Origin of the sequence: Hydrogenophaga sp. UC242_53 (assembly GCF_042696965.1) — a bacterium.
In the GTDB taxonomy this organism is placed as follows: Bacteria; Pseudomonadota; Gammaproteobacteria; order Burkholderiales; family Burkholderiaceae_C; genus Hydrogenophaga.
This window is the reverse complement of the sequence record NZ_CP170552.1, coordinates 1571380-1586525: the sequence shown is the minus strand read 5'-3', so window position 1 is coordinate 1586525 and position 15146 is coordinate 1571380. Positions and strand designations below refer to the sequence as shown.

The 15146-nt window shown below is 67.3% G+C and carries 15 protein-coding genes and 1 pseudogene; 11 read left to right on the top strand and 5 right to left on the bottom strand.

Annotation, left to right across the window (positions count from 1 at the left end):
- The first annotated feature begins 46 nt into the window (after positions 1-46).
- Together ACFJI0_RS08175 and ACFJI0_RS08170 are read left to right on the top strand one after the other, a co-directional pair.
- Positions 47-976, top strand: a complete 930-nt coding sequence (locus ACFJI0_RS08175) for a family 2A encapsulin nanocompartment shell protein (protein ID WP_291112362.1) — start codon at positions 47-49, stop codon at positions 974-976.
- Positions 951-2765, top strand: coding sequence for a family 2A encapsulin nanocompartment cargo protein cysteine desulfurase (locus ACFJI0_RS08170; protein WP_382324179.1), 1815 nt, complete (start codon positions 951-953; stop codon positions 2763-2765). The genes ACFJI0_RS08175 and ACFJI0_RS08170 overlap by 26 nt, the downstream gene beginning before the upstream one ends.
- Positions 2766-2774: 9 nt before the next feature.
- Here ACFJI0_RS08170 and tam read toward each other — a convergent pair whose 3' ends face one another.
- The gene (tam, locus tag ACFJI0_RS08165; RefSeq protein WP_382324177.1) at positions 2775-3539 is read right to left on the bottom strand and encodes a trans-aconitate 2-methyltransferase; all 765 of its coding nucleotides are present in this window, start codon (positions 3537-3539) and stop codon (positions 2775-2777) included.
- A gap of 169 nt (positions 3540-3708) precedes the next feature.
- Here tam and ACFJI0_RS08160 point away from each other — a divergent pair, with 169 nt between their 5' ends.
- Positions 3709-4671: a tripartite tricarboxylate transporter substrate-binding protein gene (locus ACFJI0_RS08160; RefSeq protein WP_382324176.1), complete on the top strand. Its 963-nt coding sequence runs from the start codon at positions 3709-3711 to the stop codon at positions 4669-4671.
- A 3-nt stretch (positions 4672-4674) separates the two neighbouring features.
- Here the strand turns inward: ACFJI0_RS08160 and ACFJI0_RS08155 are convergent, their stop codons facing one another.
- The 3 genes from ACFJI0_RS08155 to ACFJI0_RS08145 all read right to left on the bottom strand — a co-directional run bounded on the left by ACFJI0_RS08155 (position 4675) and on the right by ACFJI0_RS08145 (position 7578).
- Complete coding sequence (locus ACFJI0_RS08155) at positions 4675-5595, bottom strand: MBL fold metallo-hydrolase (protein WP_382324174.1); 921 nt, start codon at positions 5593-5595, stop codon at positions 4675-4677.
- A gap of 82 nt (positions 5596-5677) precedes the next feature.
- Positions 5678-7015 carry an LLM class flavin-dependent oxidoreductase gene (locus tag ACFJI0_RS08150; RefSeq protein WP_382324172.1) on the bottom strand — a complete coding sequence of 446 codons (1338 nt, stop codon included), beginning with the start codon at positions 7013-7015 and terminating at the stop codon, positions 5678-5680.
- Complete coding sequence (locus ACFJI0_RS08145) at positions 7012-7578, bottom strand: hypothetical protein (RefSeq protein WP_382158744.1); 567 nt, start codon at positions 7576-7578, stop codon at positions 7012-7014. Before ACFJI0_RS08145 ends, ACFJI0_RS08150 begins: the two co-directional genes overlap by 4 nt.
- Positions 7579-7761: 183 nt before the next feature.
- On the opposite strand from ACFJI0_RS08145, the pseudogene ACFJI0_RS08140 reads away from it, so the two are divergent.
- From ACFJI0_RS08140 to ACFJI0_RS08110, 7 genes and pseudogenes are all read left to right on the top strand, one after another.
- A pseudogene (locus ACFJI0_RS08140) lies at positions 7762-8410 on the top strand (peroxiredoxin).
- An 11-nt stretch (positions 8411-8421) separates the two neighbouring features.
- Positions 8422-8988 (top strand): RBBP9/YdeN family alpha/beta hydrolase, encoded by a 567-nt coding sequence (locus tag ACFJI0_RS08135; RefSeq protein WP_382324170.1) that lies wholly within the window; start codon positions 8422-8424, stop codon positions 8986-8988.
- Between the two features lie 155 nt (positions 8989-9143).
- Complete coding sequence (locus tag ACFJI0_RS08130) at positions 9144-10355, top strand: response regulator (RefSeq protein ID WP_382324168.1); 1212 nt, start codon at positions 9144-9146, stop codon at positions 10353-10355.
- A gap of 30 nt (positions 10356-10385) precedes the next feature.
- Positions 10386-11384: a sulfate ABC transporter substrate-binding protein gene (locus ACFJI0_RS08125; protein ID WP_382324166.1), complete on the top strand. Its 999-nt coding sequence runs from the start codon at positions 10386-10388 to the stop codon at positions 11382-11384.
- A 130-nt stretch (positions 11385-11514) separates the two neighbouring features.
- Positions 11515-12396, top strand: a complete 882-nt coding sequence (cysT, locus tag ACFJI0_RS08120) for a sulfate ABC transporter permease subunit CysT (RefSeq protein WP_382158758.1) — start codon at positions 11515-11517, stop codon at positions 12394-12396.
- A complete protein-coding gene (gene cysW, locus ACFJI0_RS08115) occupies positions 12393-13310 on the top strand; it encodes a sulfate ABC transporter permease subunit CysW (protein ID WP_382158760.1) in 918 nt (305 codons plus the stop codon). The genes cysT and cysW overlap by 4 nt, the downstream gene beginning before the upstream one ends.
- A complete protein-coding gene (locus ACFJI0_RS08110) occupies positions 13307-14395 on the top strand; it encodes a sulfate/molybdate ABC transporter ATP-binding protein (protein WP_382158762.1) in 1089 nt (362 codons plus the stop codon). Before cysW ends, ACFJI0_RS08110 begins: the two co-directional genes overlap by 4 nt.
- Before the next feature lie 60 nt (positions 14396-14455).
- On the opposite strand, the gene ACFJI0_RS08105 is transcribed toward ACFJI0_RS08110, so the two are convergent.
- Entirely contained in the window at positions 14456-14668 is a 213-nt protein-coding gene (locus ACFJI0_RS08105; RefSeq protein ID WP_382158764.1) for a hypothetical protein, read from the bottom strand.
- Between the two features lie 163 nt (positions 14669-14831).
- On the opposite strand from ACFJI0_RS08105, the gene ACFJI0_RS08100 reads away from it, so the two are divergent.
- The gene (locus tag ACFJI0_RS08100; RefSeq protein WP_382324164.1) at positions 14832-15080 is read left to right on the top strand and encodes a hypothetical protein; all 249 of its coding nucleotides are present in this window, start codon (positions 14832-14834) and stop codon (positions 15078-15080) included.
- Positions 15081-15146 lie beyond the last annotated feature (66 nt).

Genomic DNA, 15146 nt, shown 5'->3' with positions numbered 1-15146 from the left:
GGGGCCTTCTTTTGCCTTTTTTCAACCACCGAGCCACGGAGCCTTCATGTCTGACCCAACCCCCTCGCAACTGGCGCTGAGCGACAACGCCGCGCGCCAACTGGCCAATGCCACCAAGACGGCCCCCGTGCTGTCGACCATCAGCCCGCGCTGGCTCACGCATCTGCTGCAATGGCAGCCGGTGGAGGCCGGCATCTACCGCCTCAACAAGGTGAAGAACCCGCAGGACGTGGAGGTGCTGTGCGCCAAGCGCGACGAGAGCGAGCTGCCCTCGACCTACGTGGACTACGAAGACCAGCCGCGCGAGTACTTCCTGAACGCCGTCTCCACGGTGCTGGACGTGCACACCCGCGTGTCCGACCTCTACAGCAGCCCGCACGACCAGATCAAGGAACAGCTGCGCCTGACCATCGAGACCATCAAGGAAAAGCAGGAAAGCGAGCTGATCAACAACGCCGACTACGGCCTGCTGGCCAGCGTGCACCCGGACCAGATCGTCTACCCGCTCACCGGCGCGCCCACGCCCGACGACCTGGACGAACTGCTCACCAAGGTGTGGAAGGAGCCGGCCTTCTTCCTCACGCACCCGCTGGCCATCGCCGCCTTCGGCCGCGAGTGCACGCGCCGGGGCGTGCCGCCGCCCACCGTGAGCCTGTTCGGCTCGCAGTTCCTCACCTGGCGCGGCATCCCGCTGATTCCGAGCGACAAGGTGCCCGTGGCCGATGGCAAGACCAAGATCCTGCTGCTGCGCGTGGGCGACAAGCGCCAGGGCGTGGTGGGCCTGTACCAGCCGGGTCTGGCCGGCGAGCAGAGCCCGGGCCTGTCGGTGCGCTTCATGGGCATCAACCGCAGCGCCATCGCCTCGTACCTGATCTCGCTGTACTGCTCGCTCGCGGTGCAGACCGAGGACGCACTGGCCGTGCTGGAAGACGTTGAAGTGGGCAAGTTCCATGACTATCCAGACACCTACAAGTGAGCGGCCGCCGGCCGGCCTGCCCGACCTGGCGGCGCTGAACCAGCTCGCGGGCGCGTTCTTCGCCGCCCTGCCCGGCTCGCCGCCCACGCTGCCCACCACCCCATTGGGTGGCGTGCCGGCACCGGTGAACGTGTTGCCTGGCGGCAGCTCGCTCGGGCCTTTGGCCCAGGGCCCGCAGCTGCCCGGCACGCTGGCGCCCGGCGCGAACCTGGCGCCCACCTCGCCACAGAGCGTGCTCTCGCTGGGCGCGTCCGCGCCTTCGCTGGTGCCGCACTCGACCGCGCCCAACGGCCTGCCCGACCACGCCGCGATCGTGCCGCCCGCACTCGACGGCCGCGTGGGCACGCAGGCCCTGGGCGTGCCGCCCTCGGACCGCGTGACCGCGCAGTCCTTCGGCCTGCCGGGCGCGGACGACCTGCGCGAGCTGCTCGCCACGCCACCGCGCCACAGCGCGGCACCAGGCAACGCCCCCACCGACACGGCGGGCGCGTTCTACTTCACGCAGGGCCTGCAGACGCCGCAAGGCTTCGCCACCCAGGCGCCGCAGGCCGACGCGGCGCGCCACCCGCCGTTCGACGTGAACGCGGTGCGACGTGACTTCCCCATCCTGCAGGAGCGCGTGAACGGCCGGCAGCTGGTGTGGTTCGACAACGCGGCCACCACGCACAAGCCGCAGTCGGTGATCGACCGCATCGCCCACTTCTACGAGCACGAGAACTCCAACATCCACCGCGCCGCGCACGCGCTGGCGGCCCGCGCGACCGACGCCTACGAGAGCGCGCGCGAGAAGGTGCGCGCCTTCCTGGGCGCGTCGTCGGTGGAGGAAATCATCTTCGTGCGCGGCGCCACCGAGGCCATCAACCTGGTGGCGAAAACCTGGGGCGCGAAAAACGTGGGCGCAGGCGACGAGATCATCGTCTCGCACCTGGAGCACCACGCCAACATCGTGCCCTGGCAGCAGCTCGCGGCCGAGAAGGGCGCGGTGATCCGCGTGATCCCGGTGGACGACAGCGGCCAGGTGCGGCTGGACGAGTACCAGAAGCTGCTCAACAGCCGCACGAAGATCGTGGCCGTCACCCAGGTCTCGAACGCGCTGGGCACGGTGGTGCCGGTGCGGGAGATCGTGGCGCTGGCGCACCGCGCGGGCGCGAAAGCGCTGGTGGACGGCGCGCAGTCGGTGAGCCACCTGCGCGTGGACGTGCAGGCGATCGACGCCGACTTCTTCGTGTTCTCCGGCCACAAGGTGTTCGGCCCGACCGGCATCGGCGTGGTCTACGGCAAGCGCGAACTGCTGGACGACATGCCGCCCTGGCAAGGCGGCGGCAACATGATCGCGGACGTGACTTTCGAGCGCACCGTGTTCCAGCCGCCGCCCAACAAGTTCGAGGCCGGCACCGGCAACATCGCCGACGCGGTGGGCCTGGGCGCGGCGATCGACTACGTGCAGCGCATCGGGCTGGAGAACATCGCGCGCTACGAGCACGACCTGCTGGCCTACGCCACGCACCACCTGCAACCCATTCCGGGCGTGCGCCTGATCGGCACCGCGCGGGACAAGGCCAGCGTGCTGTCCTTCGTGCTGCAGGGCCACAGCACGGAGGAAGTGGGCCAGGCGCTGAACGAGGAAGGCATCGCGGTGCGTTCGGGCCACCACTGCGCGCAACCCATCCTGCGGCGCTTCGGCGTGGAGGCCACGGTGCGGCCCTCGCTGGCGTTCTACAACACCTGCGAAGAGGTGGACCGCTTCATCGCGGTGGTGCGGCGGCTCAGCTCGGGCCGGCGGCGGTAGCCCGAAGCCTCAGCGGCTGGCGACGATGAACAGCCGGGGGAAAGGCAGCAGCACCGTGCCATCGGCCAGCGCGGGATAGGCCTGGGTGATGGCGGCGAGGTAGCGGGCGAGGAAGGCCGCTTTCTCGCCGCCGTCCAGCGGCGCCAGGTAGGGCCGCAGGGCCGAGCCCTTGAACCACTCCACCACCGCCTCGGGGCCGCCCGAGAGCGGGTGGAAGTAGGTGGTGCGCCAGACATCGACCGCCGCGCAGCGCGGCTTGAGCAACTGGTAATAGAACGCGGCGTCGTGCCGCGCGGGGTGCTTCACGCTCCCGATCTTGCTCGCCCAGGGCCCTTGCGCCGCGACCTCGCGCGCGAGGCGGTGCGCCGGCTCTTCAAGGTTGTCGGGCGTCTGCACGGCCAGGCTGCCGCCGGGCGCCAGCCGGCTCAGCAGGCGCGGGTAGAGCGTGGCGTGGTCGGGCAGCCATTGCAGCGAGGCGTTGGCCAGGATCACGTCGAACGACTCGACCGGGTTCCAGGCCTCGATGTCGGCGAGTTCGAAGCGGATGCCGGGCAGGCGCTCGCGCGCCGCGGCCAGCATGTCGTCGGAGCTGTCCAGACCCGTCACCCGGGCCTGCGGAAACCGGTCGGCCAGCACCTCGGTGGAATTGCCCGGGCCGCAGCCCAGGTCGATCGCGACCTGCACGCCGCGCGCCGGCAAGGCGGCCACCAGGTCGCGCACCGGGCGCGTGCGCTCTTGTTCAAAGGCCGAGTAGGTGCGGGCGGACCACGTCATCGTGTGTGCTCTCCATGGGTGGGATCGGCCTCCATTGTGCGCAGGAAGCCATGCCCCTGGCGAAGACCGAGTATCGATCTGCGAAAAGCGCATTGGCGCGGATGCGGGCGCCTGCCTACGCTGCCGGGTTCGCCGTCATTCGACGGCCTTTCAACCCAAGGATGTTTGCATGAACTCGAAGGTGCTCCAAGTCACCGCCCTCTCGCTGGTTTCCCTGGTCGCCGCGGTGGCTCCCGCCCTGGCGCAGACGCCGGCCTACCCCACCAAACCCATCACCCTGGTGGTGCCCTACCCGCCCGGCGGGCCGAACGACACGATCGCCCGCGCCCTCGGGCCGGAGCTGGCCAAGGCGCTCGCGGTGCCGGTGGTGATCGAGAACAAGCCGGGCGCCGCCGGCAACATCGGCACCGGCCACACCGCCCGCGCCGCGGCGGACGGCTACACCATCGCCCTGCCCGGCTCCGCGCTGTCGATCAACACCGTGATCTTCGACAACGCGCCTTACAAGATCGGCGACTTCCGCGCGGTCGGCATGGTGGCGCAGGGCCCGGTGGTGGCCGTGGCCCACCCGTCGCTGAACATCAAGACCATCGCGCAGCTGGTGGCCCACGCCAAGGCGAACCCGGGCAAGCTGTCTTTCCCCTCGGGTGGCAAGGGCACCTCGCCCTACCTGGCGGGCGAGCTGCTCAAGAACACCGCGAACATCGACATGGTGCACGTGCCCTACAAGGGCACGGGCGAGTTCATTCCCGACCTGCTCGCGGGCCGGGTGCCGGTGGCCTTCGTGAGCCCGCTGATCGCGCGCCAGCACGTGGACACGGGCGCCCTGGTGCCACTGGCCACCACCGGCACCAAGCGCCTGCGCGGCTGGGAGACCCTGCCCACGGTCGAAGAAGCGGGCGTCGCCGGGTTCCGCGTGCTGCCCTGGTACGCCGTGGTCGTGCCCGCGGCCACGCCCACCCCCGTGGTGAACAAGCTCAACGCCGCGCTGCAGCAGGCCCTGGCCTCGGCCGAGATCCAGAAGAAGCTGGTGGACCTGGGCCTGGACGCGCTGCCCGGCACCGCCGACGACGCGCAGGCCGTGGTGGTGCAGGAAGTACAGCTCTGGAAGAACGTGAAACTCAGCGACTGACCGTCAACGCTGGACCACCTGGCCGCCCGGCAGCACCGAGAAGGTCTCGAAATGCCGGGGCAGCACCTGCGCCGCCGCGGGTGCCACCCGGCGCACCTCTTTCTGGAAGATCTCGGCGTGCGCCAGCGCGCTGCTCTGGTCCGCGCCGTAGGGGAAGGTCTGCACGTCCCAGTGCGTGCGCACCACCACCTTGGGCAGGCCGGTGGCGCGCAGCAGGCGCTCGGTGTAGCGGAAGATCTGCAGACGCGGCCGGGCCGAGGGCACCAGCACGATGGACGGTGTGAGGCCCTGCACCTCGCGCTCGATGTAGTTCATGGAGCCGAACATCAGGATCTCGTGGTGCCGGAAGCGCACCAGGTAGCCGAAGGTGCCGCCTTCGGAAAACGCCTTCAGCGGCAGCGGCCCCTGAAGGCCCTCGGGCACGATGCCGGCGTCGAAATAGCACTTGTCGCACAGGGCGGAATGCAGGCTGGGAATGACGCGGATCGAGAGCTCGCCGAAGTCGTAGTCCTCGCCACCGCGCACCGGCACCAGCTGCGGTTCGGCCACGCCGTAGGCGCGGGCGATGTTGGTGGCGCTGTAGGAGCCGACCACGTGCGCGCCGGTTTTCTTCGCGATGTGCGGCATGTCCATGCAATGGTTGAAGTGCGCATGCGACAGCAGGATGTGCGTGGCTTCGTGGATGTGCCGGTCGATGGTCTCGGCGTCGCTGGGCACGATCTCGTCGAAGCTGTAGGCGGGGCGCTCGTCGCCCGGCGCGGCGTTCGCGGGCAGCATGCCGAAGCGGTTGCCACTGTAGCGCAGGCGGGTGAAGTACGGGTCCAGCAAGACGGTGTGTTTGCCGTCGGTGATCTTCCAGGCCGCTGATCCGTAGTGGGTCAGCTCGATTCTTCCATCCTCGAAATAGGTGCGGTCAACGCTCACGAACAATCCTCGGCTTCTTGGGTTAAACCGGCCATCATGCGAGGCCGGCCCCTCGGTGCGCAAAGAAGGTTTTCGCGATTGCTTATGCGTTCGACGGCGATGGGAAGAAGCGGTTGTCGGGCCGGGGCAGGCCCAGGTTCTCGCGCAGGGTGCTGCCTTCGTACTCGCGGCGCAGCAGGCCGCGCCGCTGCAGCTCGGGCACCACGTGGTCCACGAAGGCGTCCAGCCCGCCGGGCAGCCAGGGGAACATCACGTTGAAGCCGTCGCTGCCCTCGGTGTCCAGCCATTCCTGCATCTCGTCGGCAATGGTCTGCGCCGTGCCCACGAAGGCCAGGCCAGCGTAGCCGCCCAGCCGCTGGGCCAGCTGGCGCACCGTGAGGTTCTCGCGCCGGGCCAGCTCGATGGTGCGCTCGCGCGTGCTCTGGCTCGCGTTGGTGGGCGGCACCTCGGGCAGCGGCGCATCGAGATCAAAACCCGAGACATCGTGGCCCAGCGCGATGGACAACGAGGCGATCGCGCTGTCGGTGTGCACCAGGCCGTCGAGCCGCGCGCGGATCGCTTTCGCCTCGGCCACGGAATCGGCCACCACCACGAAGGCGCCGGGCAGCACCTTGAGGTGGTCGCGGTCGCGGCCGATCTTTTCCATGCGGCCTTTCACGTCCGCATAGAAGTGCCGCGCGTTGTCCAGCGTGCCCGGGGCGGAGAACACCACCTCGGCCGTTTCGGCCGCGAGCTGGCGCCCAGCTTCCGAGGCGCCGGCCTGCACGATCACCGGCCAGCCCTGCACCGGCCGCGCGATGTGCAGCGGGCCGCGCACCGAGAAATACGGCCCCTTGTGGTTGAGCACGTGCAGGCGCTCGGGGTCGAAGAAGCGACCACTCTGCGCATCGCGGACGAACGCGTCGTCGGCCCAGCTGTCCCACAGGCCGGTGACCACGTCGTGGAACTCGCGGGCGCGCACGTAGCGCTGGTCGTGCTCCATGTGATCTTCAAGACCGAAGTTGCGCGCCGCGTCCGGGTTGCTGGTGGTCACGATGTTCCAGCCCGCGCGGCCGTGGCTCAGGTGGTCCAGCGACGCGAAGCGCCGGGCGATGTGAAACGGTTCCTCGAACGTGGTGGAGGCCGTGCGCACCAGCCCGATGTGGCGCGTGTGCTGCGCCAGGGCCGAGAGCAGCGTGAAGGGCTCGAACGAGGTCACCGTGTGGCTGCGCTGCAGGGCCTCGATCGGCATGTTCAGCACGGCCAGGTGATCGGCCATGAAGAAGGCGTCGAAGCGCGCGGCCTCCAGGCGCTTGATGAGGTACTTCAGGCGCTCGAAGTTGAAGTTCGCGTCGGCCCAGGCGCCGGGGTAGCGCCAGGCACCGGTGTGAATGCTGACGGGGCGCATGAACGCGCCCAGCCGCAGCTGGCGCCGGCTCATGCCTCGCTGCCTTCGATGTCCTCGCCCAGCTCGTGCAGCAGGTGTTCGACGAAGGCCTCCATCGGCGGCAGACCCGGTGGCAGGGAGCGGCCGGTGTGCAGCGGAAACCAGCCGCGCCGGCCCGCGCTCAGCCGCAGGAAGACCACGTCGGGCGACTCGCCCGCGTCGAACACATGCGGCACGCCCGCCGGCAGCCACACCCAGTCCCCAGCCTCGCACAACACACCGGTGAAACCGGCCGAGGTGCGCACGCTCAGCAGCGCCGTGCCCTTCAGGAAGACGCAGGCCACGGCGTCCTCGCTGGTGAGCTCCTGAGGGCGCGGGTGCGCGCCGTCGTAACCCGGGTGGCTGAAGCGCACGCGCTCCGACACGTGCGCGCCGAGTTGCCGCCGCAACTCGACCAGCGCTTTCGCATGATCCACCACGGCATCGCCCGGCTCGGGCCCGTCCACCCAGCGCCCCCAGCGCACGCCCACCGACGCGGCGGCCGGGCAGGCAGCACCTTCGCACACCGAAGTGGACAACCAGAGACCGTCGGCATCGAACGTCGCAACAGCAGCCATGCGGTCCAGTGTCCGCGCGCTCCGCCACCCACACAACGACGCATTCGGACTTAGCTCATGCGCTCAGCGTCTATGCGCACCCATATGCCCACAAGCCATAAACAAACTACTTCATAGTCGTTTGGTTATTTGGACGGCGTCAACAGAATGCAGTTTTGCATTTGAACAACCAGGAGCCCTCTCATGAGCAACACCACCCTTCGACTCGGCGACACCGCTCCCGACTTCACGCAAGACTCCACCGCCGGCCCCATCCACTTCCACGACTGGGCGGGCGACAGCTGGGTCGTGCTCTTCTCGCACCCGGCCGACTTCACACCCGTGTGCACCACCGAACTCGGCAAGACCGCCGCGCTCTCGGGCGAATTCGCCAAGCGCAACGTCAAACCCATCGCCGTCAGCGTCGACCCGCTGGACTCGCACGGCAAATGGGTGCTCGACATCAACGAGACCCAGAACACCACGGTGAACTTCCCCATCCTCGCCGATGCGGACAAGAAAGTCGCCACGCTCTACGACATGATCCACCCCAACGCATCGGCCACCGCCACCGTGCGCAGCGTGTTCATCATCGACCCCAAGAAAGTGATCCGCACCACGCTGACCTACCCCGCCAGCACCGGCCGCAACTTCGACGAGATCCTGCGCGTCATCGACTCGCTGCAACTCACCGACAGCCACAAGGTGCGCAGCGCCCGCCAACTGGAAAGACGGCGACGACGTGGTGATCGTGCCCAGCCTGCAAGACCCGGCCGAGATCGCACAACGCTTCCCCAAGGGCTTCAAGGCCGTGCGGCCCTACCTGCGCCTCACCCCGCAGCCCAACCGCTGAGGGTTCGCCGCATGTCGTCCTCACCCACCGTCATCATCATTCCCGGCTGGCGCAACTCCGGCCCGGGCCACTGGCAGACGCTGTGGTCCGACAGCCTGCCCTCGGTGCTGCGGGTGGAGCAGGACGACTGGGTGGCGCCGGTGCGCCAGTCGTGGGTGGCGCGGCTGAGCGAAACCATCGAACGCGCGCCCGGCCCGGTGGTCGTGGTCGCGCACAGCCTGGGCTGCATCACCACCACCCACCTGCCGCCCGAGATCACGCAGCGCATCCAGGGCGCGCTGCTCGTGGCCCCGGCCGACCCGGAGCGCCGAGGCGTGCTCGCCGACTTCGCGCCCGTGCCCTACCAGCGCCTGCCGTACCGCAGCATCCTCGTGGCCAGCAACAACGACCCGTATTGCCCGGTGCGCACGGCCGGCGCGTATGCCCGGGCCTGGGGCAGCGAATTCGTGCGGCTCAACGACGCGGGACACATCAACGTGGATTCGGGCCATGGGGCATGGCCGCTGGGGTTGGCGTTGCTGCAGTCGCTGGGGGCGGAGGTGCCGGTGGGGGTGCGGCAGGTGGAAGTGGTCAACTGACACTTCAAGTCAGTCGCAAACCTGACCAAAGCCAAGTGCCAAAAGATGCCGTTGGCTGGCTCAGGATGTAGTCATCGATCGTCGGTCTCAAGGCTGGTGATGGCTTGGTTCCGATACAGGCCTTGAGTGCTGGGTGCAGCCTGTTCTGGCACGTCGTGTTCAAGACGGGCGCTGGACGGAGCTTCGCCACTGCTGACCCTGAGGGTGCGCCCCTGGCCGCCGAACGACACGACGCGATGCTGCTGGACCTGTGCATGCCCGAGCTGGACGGCTACGCCACGGCCGAAAGGGTGCGCCGTGGTGCCATCCCCGGGTTGGAGAACCTGACCATCGTGGCCCATTCATCGGAGTCTCCACATGCGGCCAGGGTCAGGCTGGACCGGATCGGGGTGAAGGAATTCCTTTCGAAGGGTTGTTCGCCACTGGAGTTGATCGAGGTGCTGTGTCGCGCCCACGCCTCGTCGAAAAGCCAGGCGAAAACCATGGAGGCTTGCGCGAAGCACTCAGGCAAGACCATCCTGCTGGTCGACGACGAGGACTTCAGCCGCAAGTACGTGCGCACGGTGTTGATGACGCAGGGGTTTCAGGTGCTCGAGGCCCCCAACGGACAGATCGCCCTGAGCTTTTTGAACGATGCCTCGATGCATGTCGACGCGGTGATCACGGACATTCACATGCCCGACCTGAGCGGGATCGAGATCGCGCACACCCTGCGTGCACGCCCCCGCCCTCGGGGCACCATGCCCGTGATCGCGCTGAGCGCCCGTTCCGATGAGGCCATGATGTCGGAGGCACGCGAGGCGGGCATCAACGACTTTCTCATCAAGCCGGTGCAGTCGATAAAACTCCTTGAGTCGCTGAGCCGGCAACTGGGTATCGCCATCAAGGATGTGAGGGTGGATGCCTTGCCGACCCCACAGGCGTCAGCGGCGGTGCACGCGCTCATCGATGTCGCCAGGCTGGACAGCTTGCGCCGGTTGGGCCTGATCAAGGCGGATCTCGCCCATGCGCTGGAGGACATGCGCACCAAGTTTGGCCAGTTGGCCGGCTATGTCGCGGCCAACGACATGGGGCGGGCGAAGACGCTGATGCATGCTTTGATGGGTCTGGCCGGGCATTTGGGGGCCAGGGCGTTTCACGATGAATTGCGGGCGAGGTACGCCCTGATGGTGGAGACGGGGCAGTGGCGCAGCAGATGGAGACTGGCTGCTCAAGCTGCGCCAGCTGTTCACCGACACAGACCGTCTGCTGCGAGCCCGCACGGGTGTCTAAACGCGAGAAAGGCCCGAGCCTTCTTTATTCCCATCTGGAATAAAGAAACAAGAACAAAGTCGTTTGGATTCTCAGGGTGGGCACCCAGAATCTGACACATCCTGTTTCTTGCTTGGAGCTTTCCCATGAAAAACACCTTGCGCGCGGCGCTTGCCGCCGTCGCCCTGTCCACTTCTGCCCTGGCGGGCGCACAGACCACGCTGCTGAACGTCTCTTACGACGTGGCCCGTGAGTTCTACAAGGACATCAACGTGGCGTTCGCCGCGAGCTACAAGAAATCGACCGGCAAGGACATCAAGGTGGACCAGTCGCACGCCGGCTCGAGCGCTCAAGCGCGTGCCGTGGCGGATGGCCTGGAAGCCGATGTGGTGACCTTCAACACGACGACGGACGTGGACTTCCTGGCGGAAAAGGGTGTGGTGGCCAAGGACTGGCGCCAGAAATTCCCGAATGGCGCCGCCCCCACGACCTCGACCATGCTGTTCCTGGTGCGCAACGGCAACCCCAAGGGCATCAAGGACTGGGACGATCTGATCAAGCCTGGCGTGCAGGTGGTGGTGGTCAACCCCAAGACCGGTGGCAATGGCCGCCTGGCTTACCTGGCCGCCTGGGGCTATGTGCGCAGCAAGGGCGGCAGCGATGCCGACGCCGCCGAGTTCGTGGGCAAGCTTTACAAGAACGTGCCGGTGCTGGCGCGTGGTGGCCGTGACGCCACGGGCGTGTTCCTGCAACGCAATATTGGTGACGTGCTGATCACCTTCGAATCCGAGGTCGTGTCGGTGGACGCCGAGTTCGGCGCCGGCAAGGTCGATGCGATCCACCCCAGCGCGTCCATCGTGGCGGAGAACCCGGTGGCGATTGTGGAGCGCACGGTGAACAAGAAGGGCTCGGCCGCCGAGGCCAAGGCCTACCTCGATTTCCTCTACAGCCCGGAAGGCCAGGAGATCGCGGCCAAGCACAACATCCGCCCGCGCAACGAAGCGGTGCTGAAGAAGTACGCCTCGGCTTTCAAGCCGATCAAGCTGTTCAACGTGAGCGACTATTTCGGTTCGCTGGCTGAGGCGCAGAAGGTGCACTTCAACGACGGCGGTCAGTTCGACAAGCTGTACACGGTCGGCAAGTAACAAGGAAACACCCCCCGCCACGCTGCGCGCGTCCCCCTCGAGGGGGCGGTGCCTGCGGCCCGGCAAAGCCGGTTCCGCGGCACCTCTTGAACAAGCCACTTCTCGCGTTGCAGCGACCTGGACCCACGACATGACCACCGCCACGCTGCCAACCGCAGCCGCTCCAACTGAAACCCGTCGCCGCACGCGCCGCCGCGTGCTGCCGGGCTTCAACATCACGCTGGGTTTCACGGTTTTCTACCTGAGCCTGATCGTGCTGATCCCGTTGTCGGCCCTGTTCTTCAAGACGTTTTCGCTGACCTGGCCGCAGTTCTGGGAAGCCGTTACCGCGCCCCGCGTGCTGGCGTCGTACAAGCTGACCTTCGGCGCTTCGCTGATCGCCGCCACGGTGAATGCCGTGTTCGGCCTGTTGGTGGCCTGGGTGCTGGTGCGCTACAGCTTCCCCGGCAAGAAGATCGTGGACGCCTTGGTGGACTTGCCGTTTGCGCTGCCCACCGCCGTGGCGGGCATCTCGCTCACCGCGATCCTGGCGGGCAACGGCTGGATCGGCCAGTACACGGAGCCGCTGGGTCTCCAACTGGCCTTCAACCCGAATGGCGTGGTGATCGCGCTGATCTTCATCGGCCTGCCCTTCGTGGTGCGCACGGTGCAGCCGGTGCTCGAAGACTCCGAAAAGGAACTCGAAGAGGCCGCCACCTGCCTGGGCGCCACGCGCTGGCAGACCTTCAGCCGCGTGATCTTCCCGAGCATCGCGCCTGCCCTGCTCACCGGTTTCGCGATGGCGTTCGCCCGCGCGGTGGGTGAGTACGGTTCGGTGATCTTCATCGCGGGCAACATGCCCATGGTGTCGGAGATCACGCCGCTGATCATCATCAGCAAGCTGGAGCAGTACGACTACGCGGGTGCCACCGCCGTGGCGCTGGTGATGCTGCTGTTCTCGTTCGTGCTGCTGTTGCTCATCAACGGCCTGCAGACTTGGCAACGCAAGCGCTCCGGGGGGAACCTGCAATGAGCACCGCCACCTCCCCGCGCACCGCGCGCAAGGGCACGACCGAAGCGGCCTGGGTGCGCCGCACGCTGATCGGCATCGCGCTGCTGTTCATGGCGCTGTTCCTGGTGTTGCCGCTGGCCGCGGTGTTCACCGAGGCGCTGCGCAAGGGCTTCGACGCGTATTGGGAAGCGCTGAAGGACCCGGACGCGTGGTCGGCCATCCGCCTCACGCTGCTCACGGCCGCGATCGCCGTGCCGCTGAACCTGGTGTTCGGCGTGGCGGCGGCCTGGGCCGTGGCGAAGTACGAGTTCCGGGGCAAGTCCTTCCTCACGACGCTGATCGACCTGCCGTTCTCGGTGTCGCCGGTGGTGGCGGGCCTGATCTACGTGCTGGTGTTCGGCGCGCAGGGCTGGCTGGGCCCCTGGCTGGCCGAGCACGACATCAAGATCGTGTTCGCCGTGCCCGGCATCATCCTGGCCACGATTTTCGTCACCTTCCCCTTCATCGCGCGCGAACTCATTCCGCTGATGCAGGCGCAGGGCAATGACGAGGAGCAGGCCGCGATCGTGCTCGGCGCCTCGGGCTGGCAGACCTTCTGGCACGTGACCCTGCCCAACATCAAGTGGGGCCTGATCTACGGCGTGATTCTCTGCAACGCGCGCGCCATGGGCGAGTTCGGCGCGGTGTCGGTGGTGTCGGGCCACATCCGGGGGCAGACCAACACCATGCCGCTGCACGTGGAGATTCTCTACAACGAGTACCAGTCCGTCGCCGCCTTCGCCGTGGCGTCGCTGCTGGCTTTGCTGGCCTTGGTCACGCTGGTGATCAAGTCGGTCGCCGAATGGCAGATGGAGCGCGAATTGAAGGCGCTGGCCGAGCTGCCCCCCGAACGGCCCACGCCCGCCCACCCAACCCTGCTGGGACAGACACCATGAGCATTGAGATCCGCGACATCAACAAGAACTTCGGCACCTTCCAGGCGCTGAAGAACGTCAACCTGGACATCCACTCGGGCGAGCTGCTGGCCCTGCTCGGCCCTTCGGGCTGCGGCAAGACCACGCTGCTGCGCATCATCGCGGGGCTGGAGACGCCGGACACGGGCAGCATCCTGTTCAGCGGCGAGGACACCACCGACGTGCACGTGCGCGAGCGCAACGTGGGCTTCGTGTTCCAGCACTACGCGCTGTTCCGCCACATGACGGTGTTCGAGAACGTGGCCTTCGGCCTGCGCGTGAAGCCGCGCGGCCAGCGCCCGAGCGACGCGCAGATCAAGACCAAGGTGCTCGATCTGCTCAAGCTGGTGCAGCTGGATTGGCTGGCGGACCGCTACCCTTCGCAGCTCTCGGGCGGCCAGCGCCAGCGCATCGCCCTGGCGCGCGCGCTCGCGGTGGAGCCCAAGGTGCTGCTGCTCGACGAGCCTTTCGGCGCGCTCGATGCCAAGGTTCGCAAGGAACTGCGCCGCTGGCTGCGCCGCCTGCACGACGAGCTGCACGTGACCAGCGTGTTCGTCACCCACGACCAGGAAGAAGCCCTGGAAGTGGCGGACCGCGTGGTGCTGATGAACCAGGGCCAGGTGGAACAGATCGGCGCGCCGCAGGAGGTGTGGGAACACCCGGCGAGCCCGTTCGTGTACGGTTTCCTGGGCGACGTGAACCTGTTCCATGGCCGCGCCAACGAAGGCCAGTTGCACCTGCAAGGCGTGTCCATCGATTCGCCCGAACACGCCGGTGCCCAAGACGCCAAGGCCTTTGCCTATGTGCGCCCGCACGACCTGGACGTGCAGCGTTACGCGGCCGGTCTGCCTGGCATCGTGGCCAAGCTGGAGCGTGCGGTGGTGGTGGGCCCGATCGCCCGGCTCGAACTGCTGCCGGTGGACGCACAGGCCCCGGGTGGGTACGACCCGCTGATCGAGGCGCGCATGTCGTCGGAGCGTTTCCGCGAACTGGGTTTCAAGGAAGGCGACACGCTGGTGGTCTCGCCGAAGAAGGCCCGGGTGTTCCTGCAGCCGCAGGCAGCCTGAAGCACAAGATTTACGCCGCTTACATCGGGTATCACAGCCCGGTGCAGGCGGCGTTTTTCATCATGCGGCGAGCTTGATCTTGCCCTCCGTCACGTAGCGCTTGAAGTCGGTCAGCGGCATGGCCGCCGAGCCGCGCACTTCCTCGTCCACCCAGCTGAGAGTGGCGTCGTTCAAACCCGTTTCCACCTTCACGGGACCGGGGCGAATGACGATGTTGGGGCCATCGCCTTCGCGGTACTCGACCTTGCCAACAATGTGTGCGGTTTGTGCCATGGCGTGCTCCTCGATATGGAGTCTTCAGGATCGCGGGCATGCGCCCAGGGGTCTGTGCGTTGACGTACAGAACTTCGCCCACGTGAGGCTTAGTCTGGACTCAGCCGCTTTTTCCGGCTGTTGTCTCCCCCCTGCCCCGTGCAGCTTTCCAAAGGACCCCATCATGAAGACTTCCAAACTCCTCACCACCTCCGTGGCCGCGCTGACCGTCGTTGGCGCTGGCCTCGTGTACGCGCAGACCACCACCCCGAGCACGCCAGCGCCCATGACGCAGGACTCGACCACCCAGGCACAGCCTGCCACGCCCACCGCGCCCGCACCGTCGACCACGATGCCTGCGACGCCCAGCCAGGACACCACGCAACGCAGCACCGTGCCGATGACCACGGATGCCCAGGCTGATCGCAACTGACCCTTGATGAAACAGGCCCCCATGAGCCCGATGAGGCTCCGGGTGCCGCCCATTTCCAGAACACGA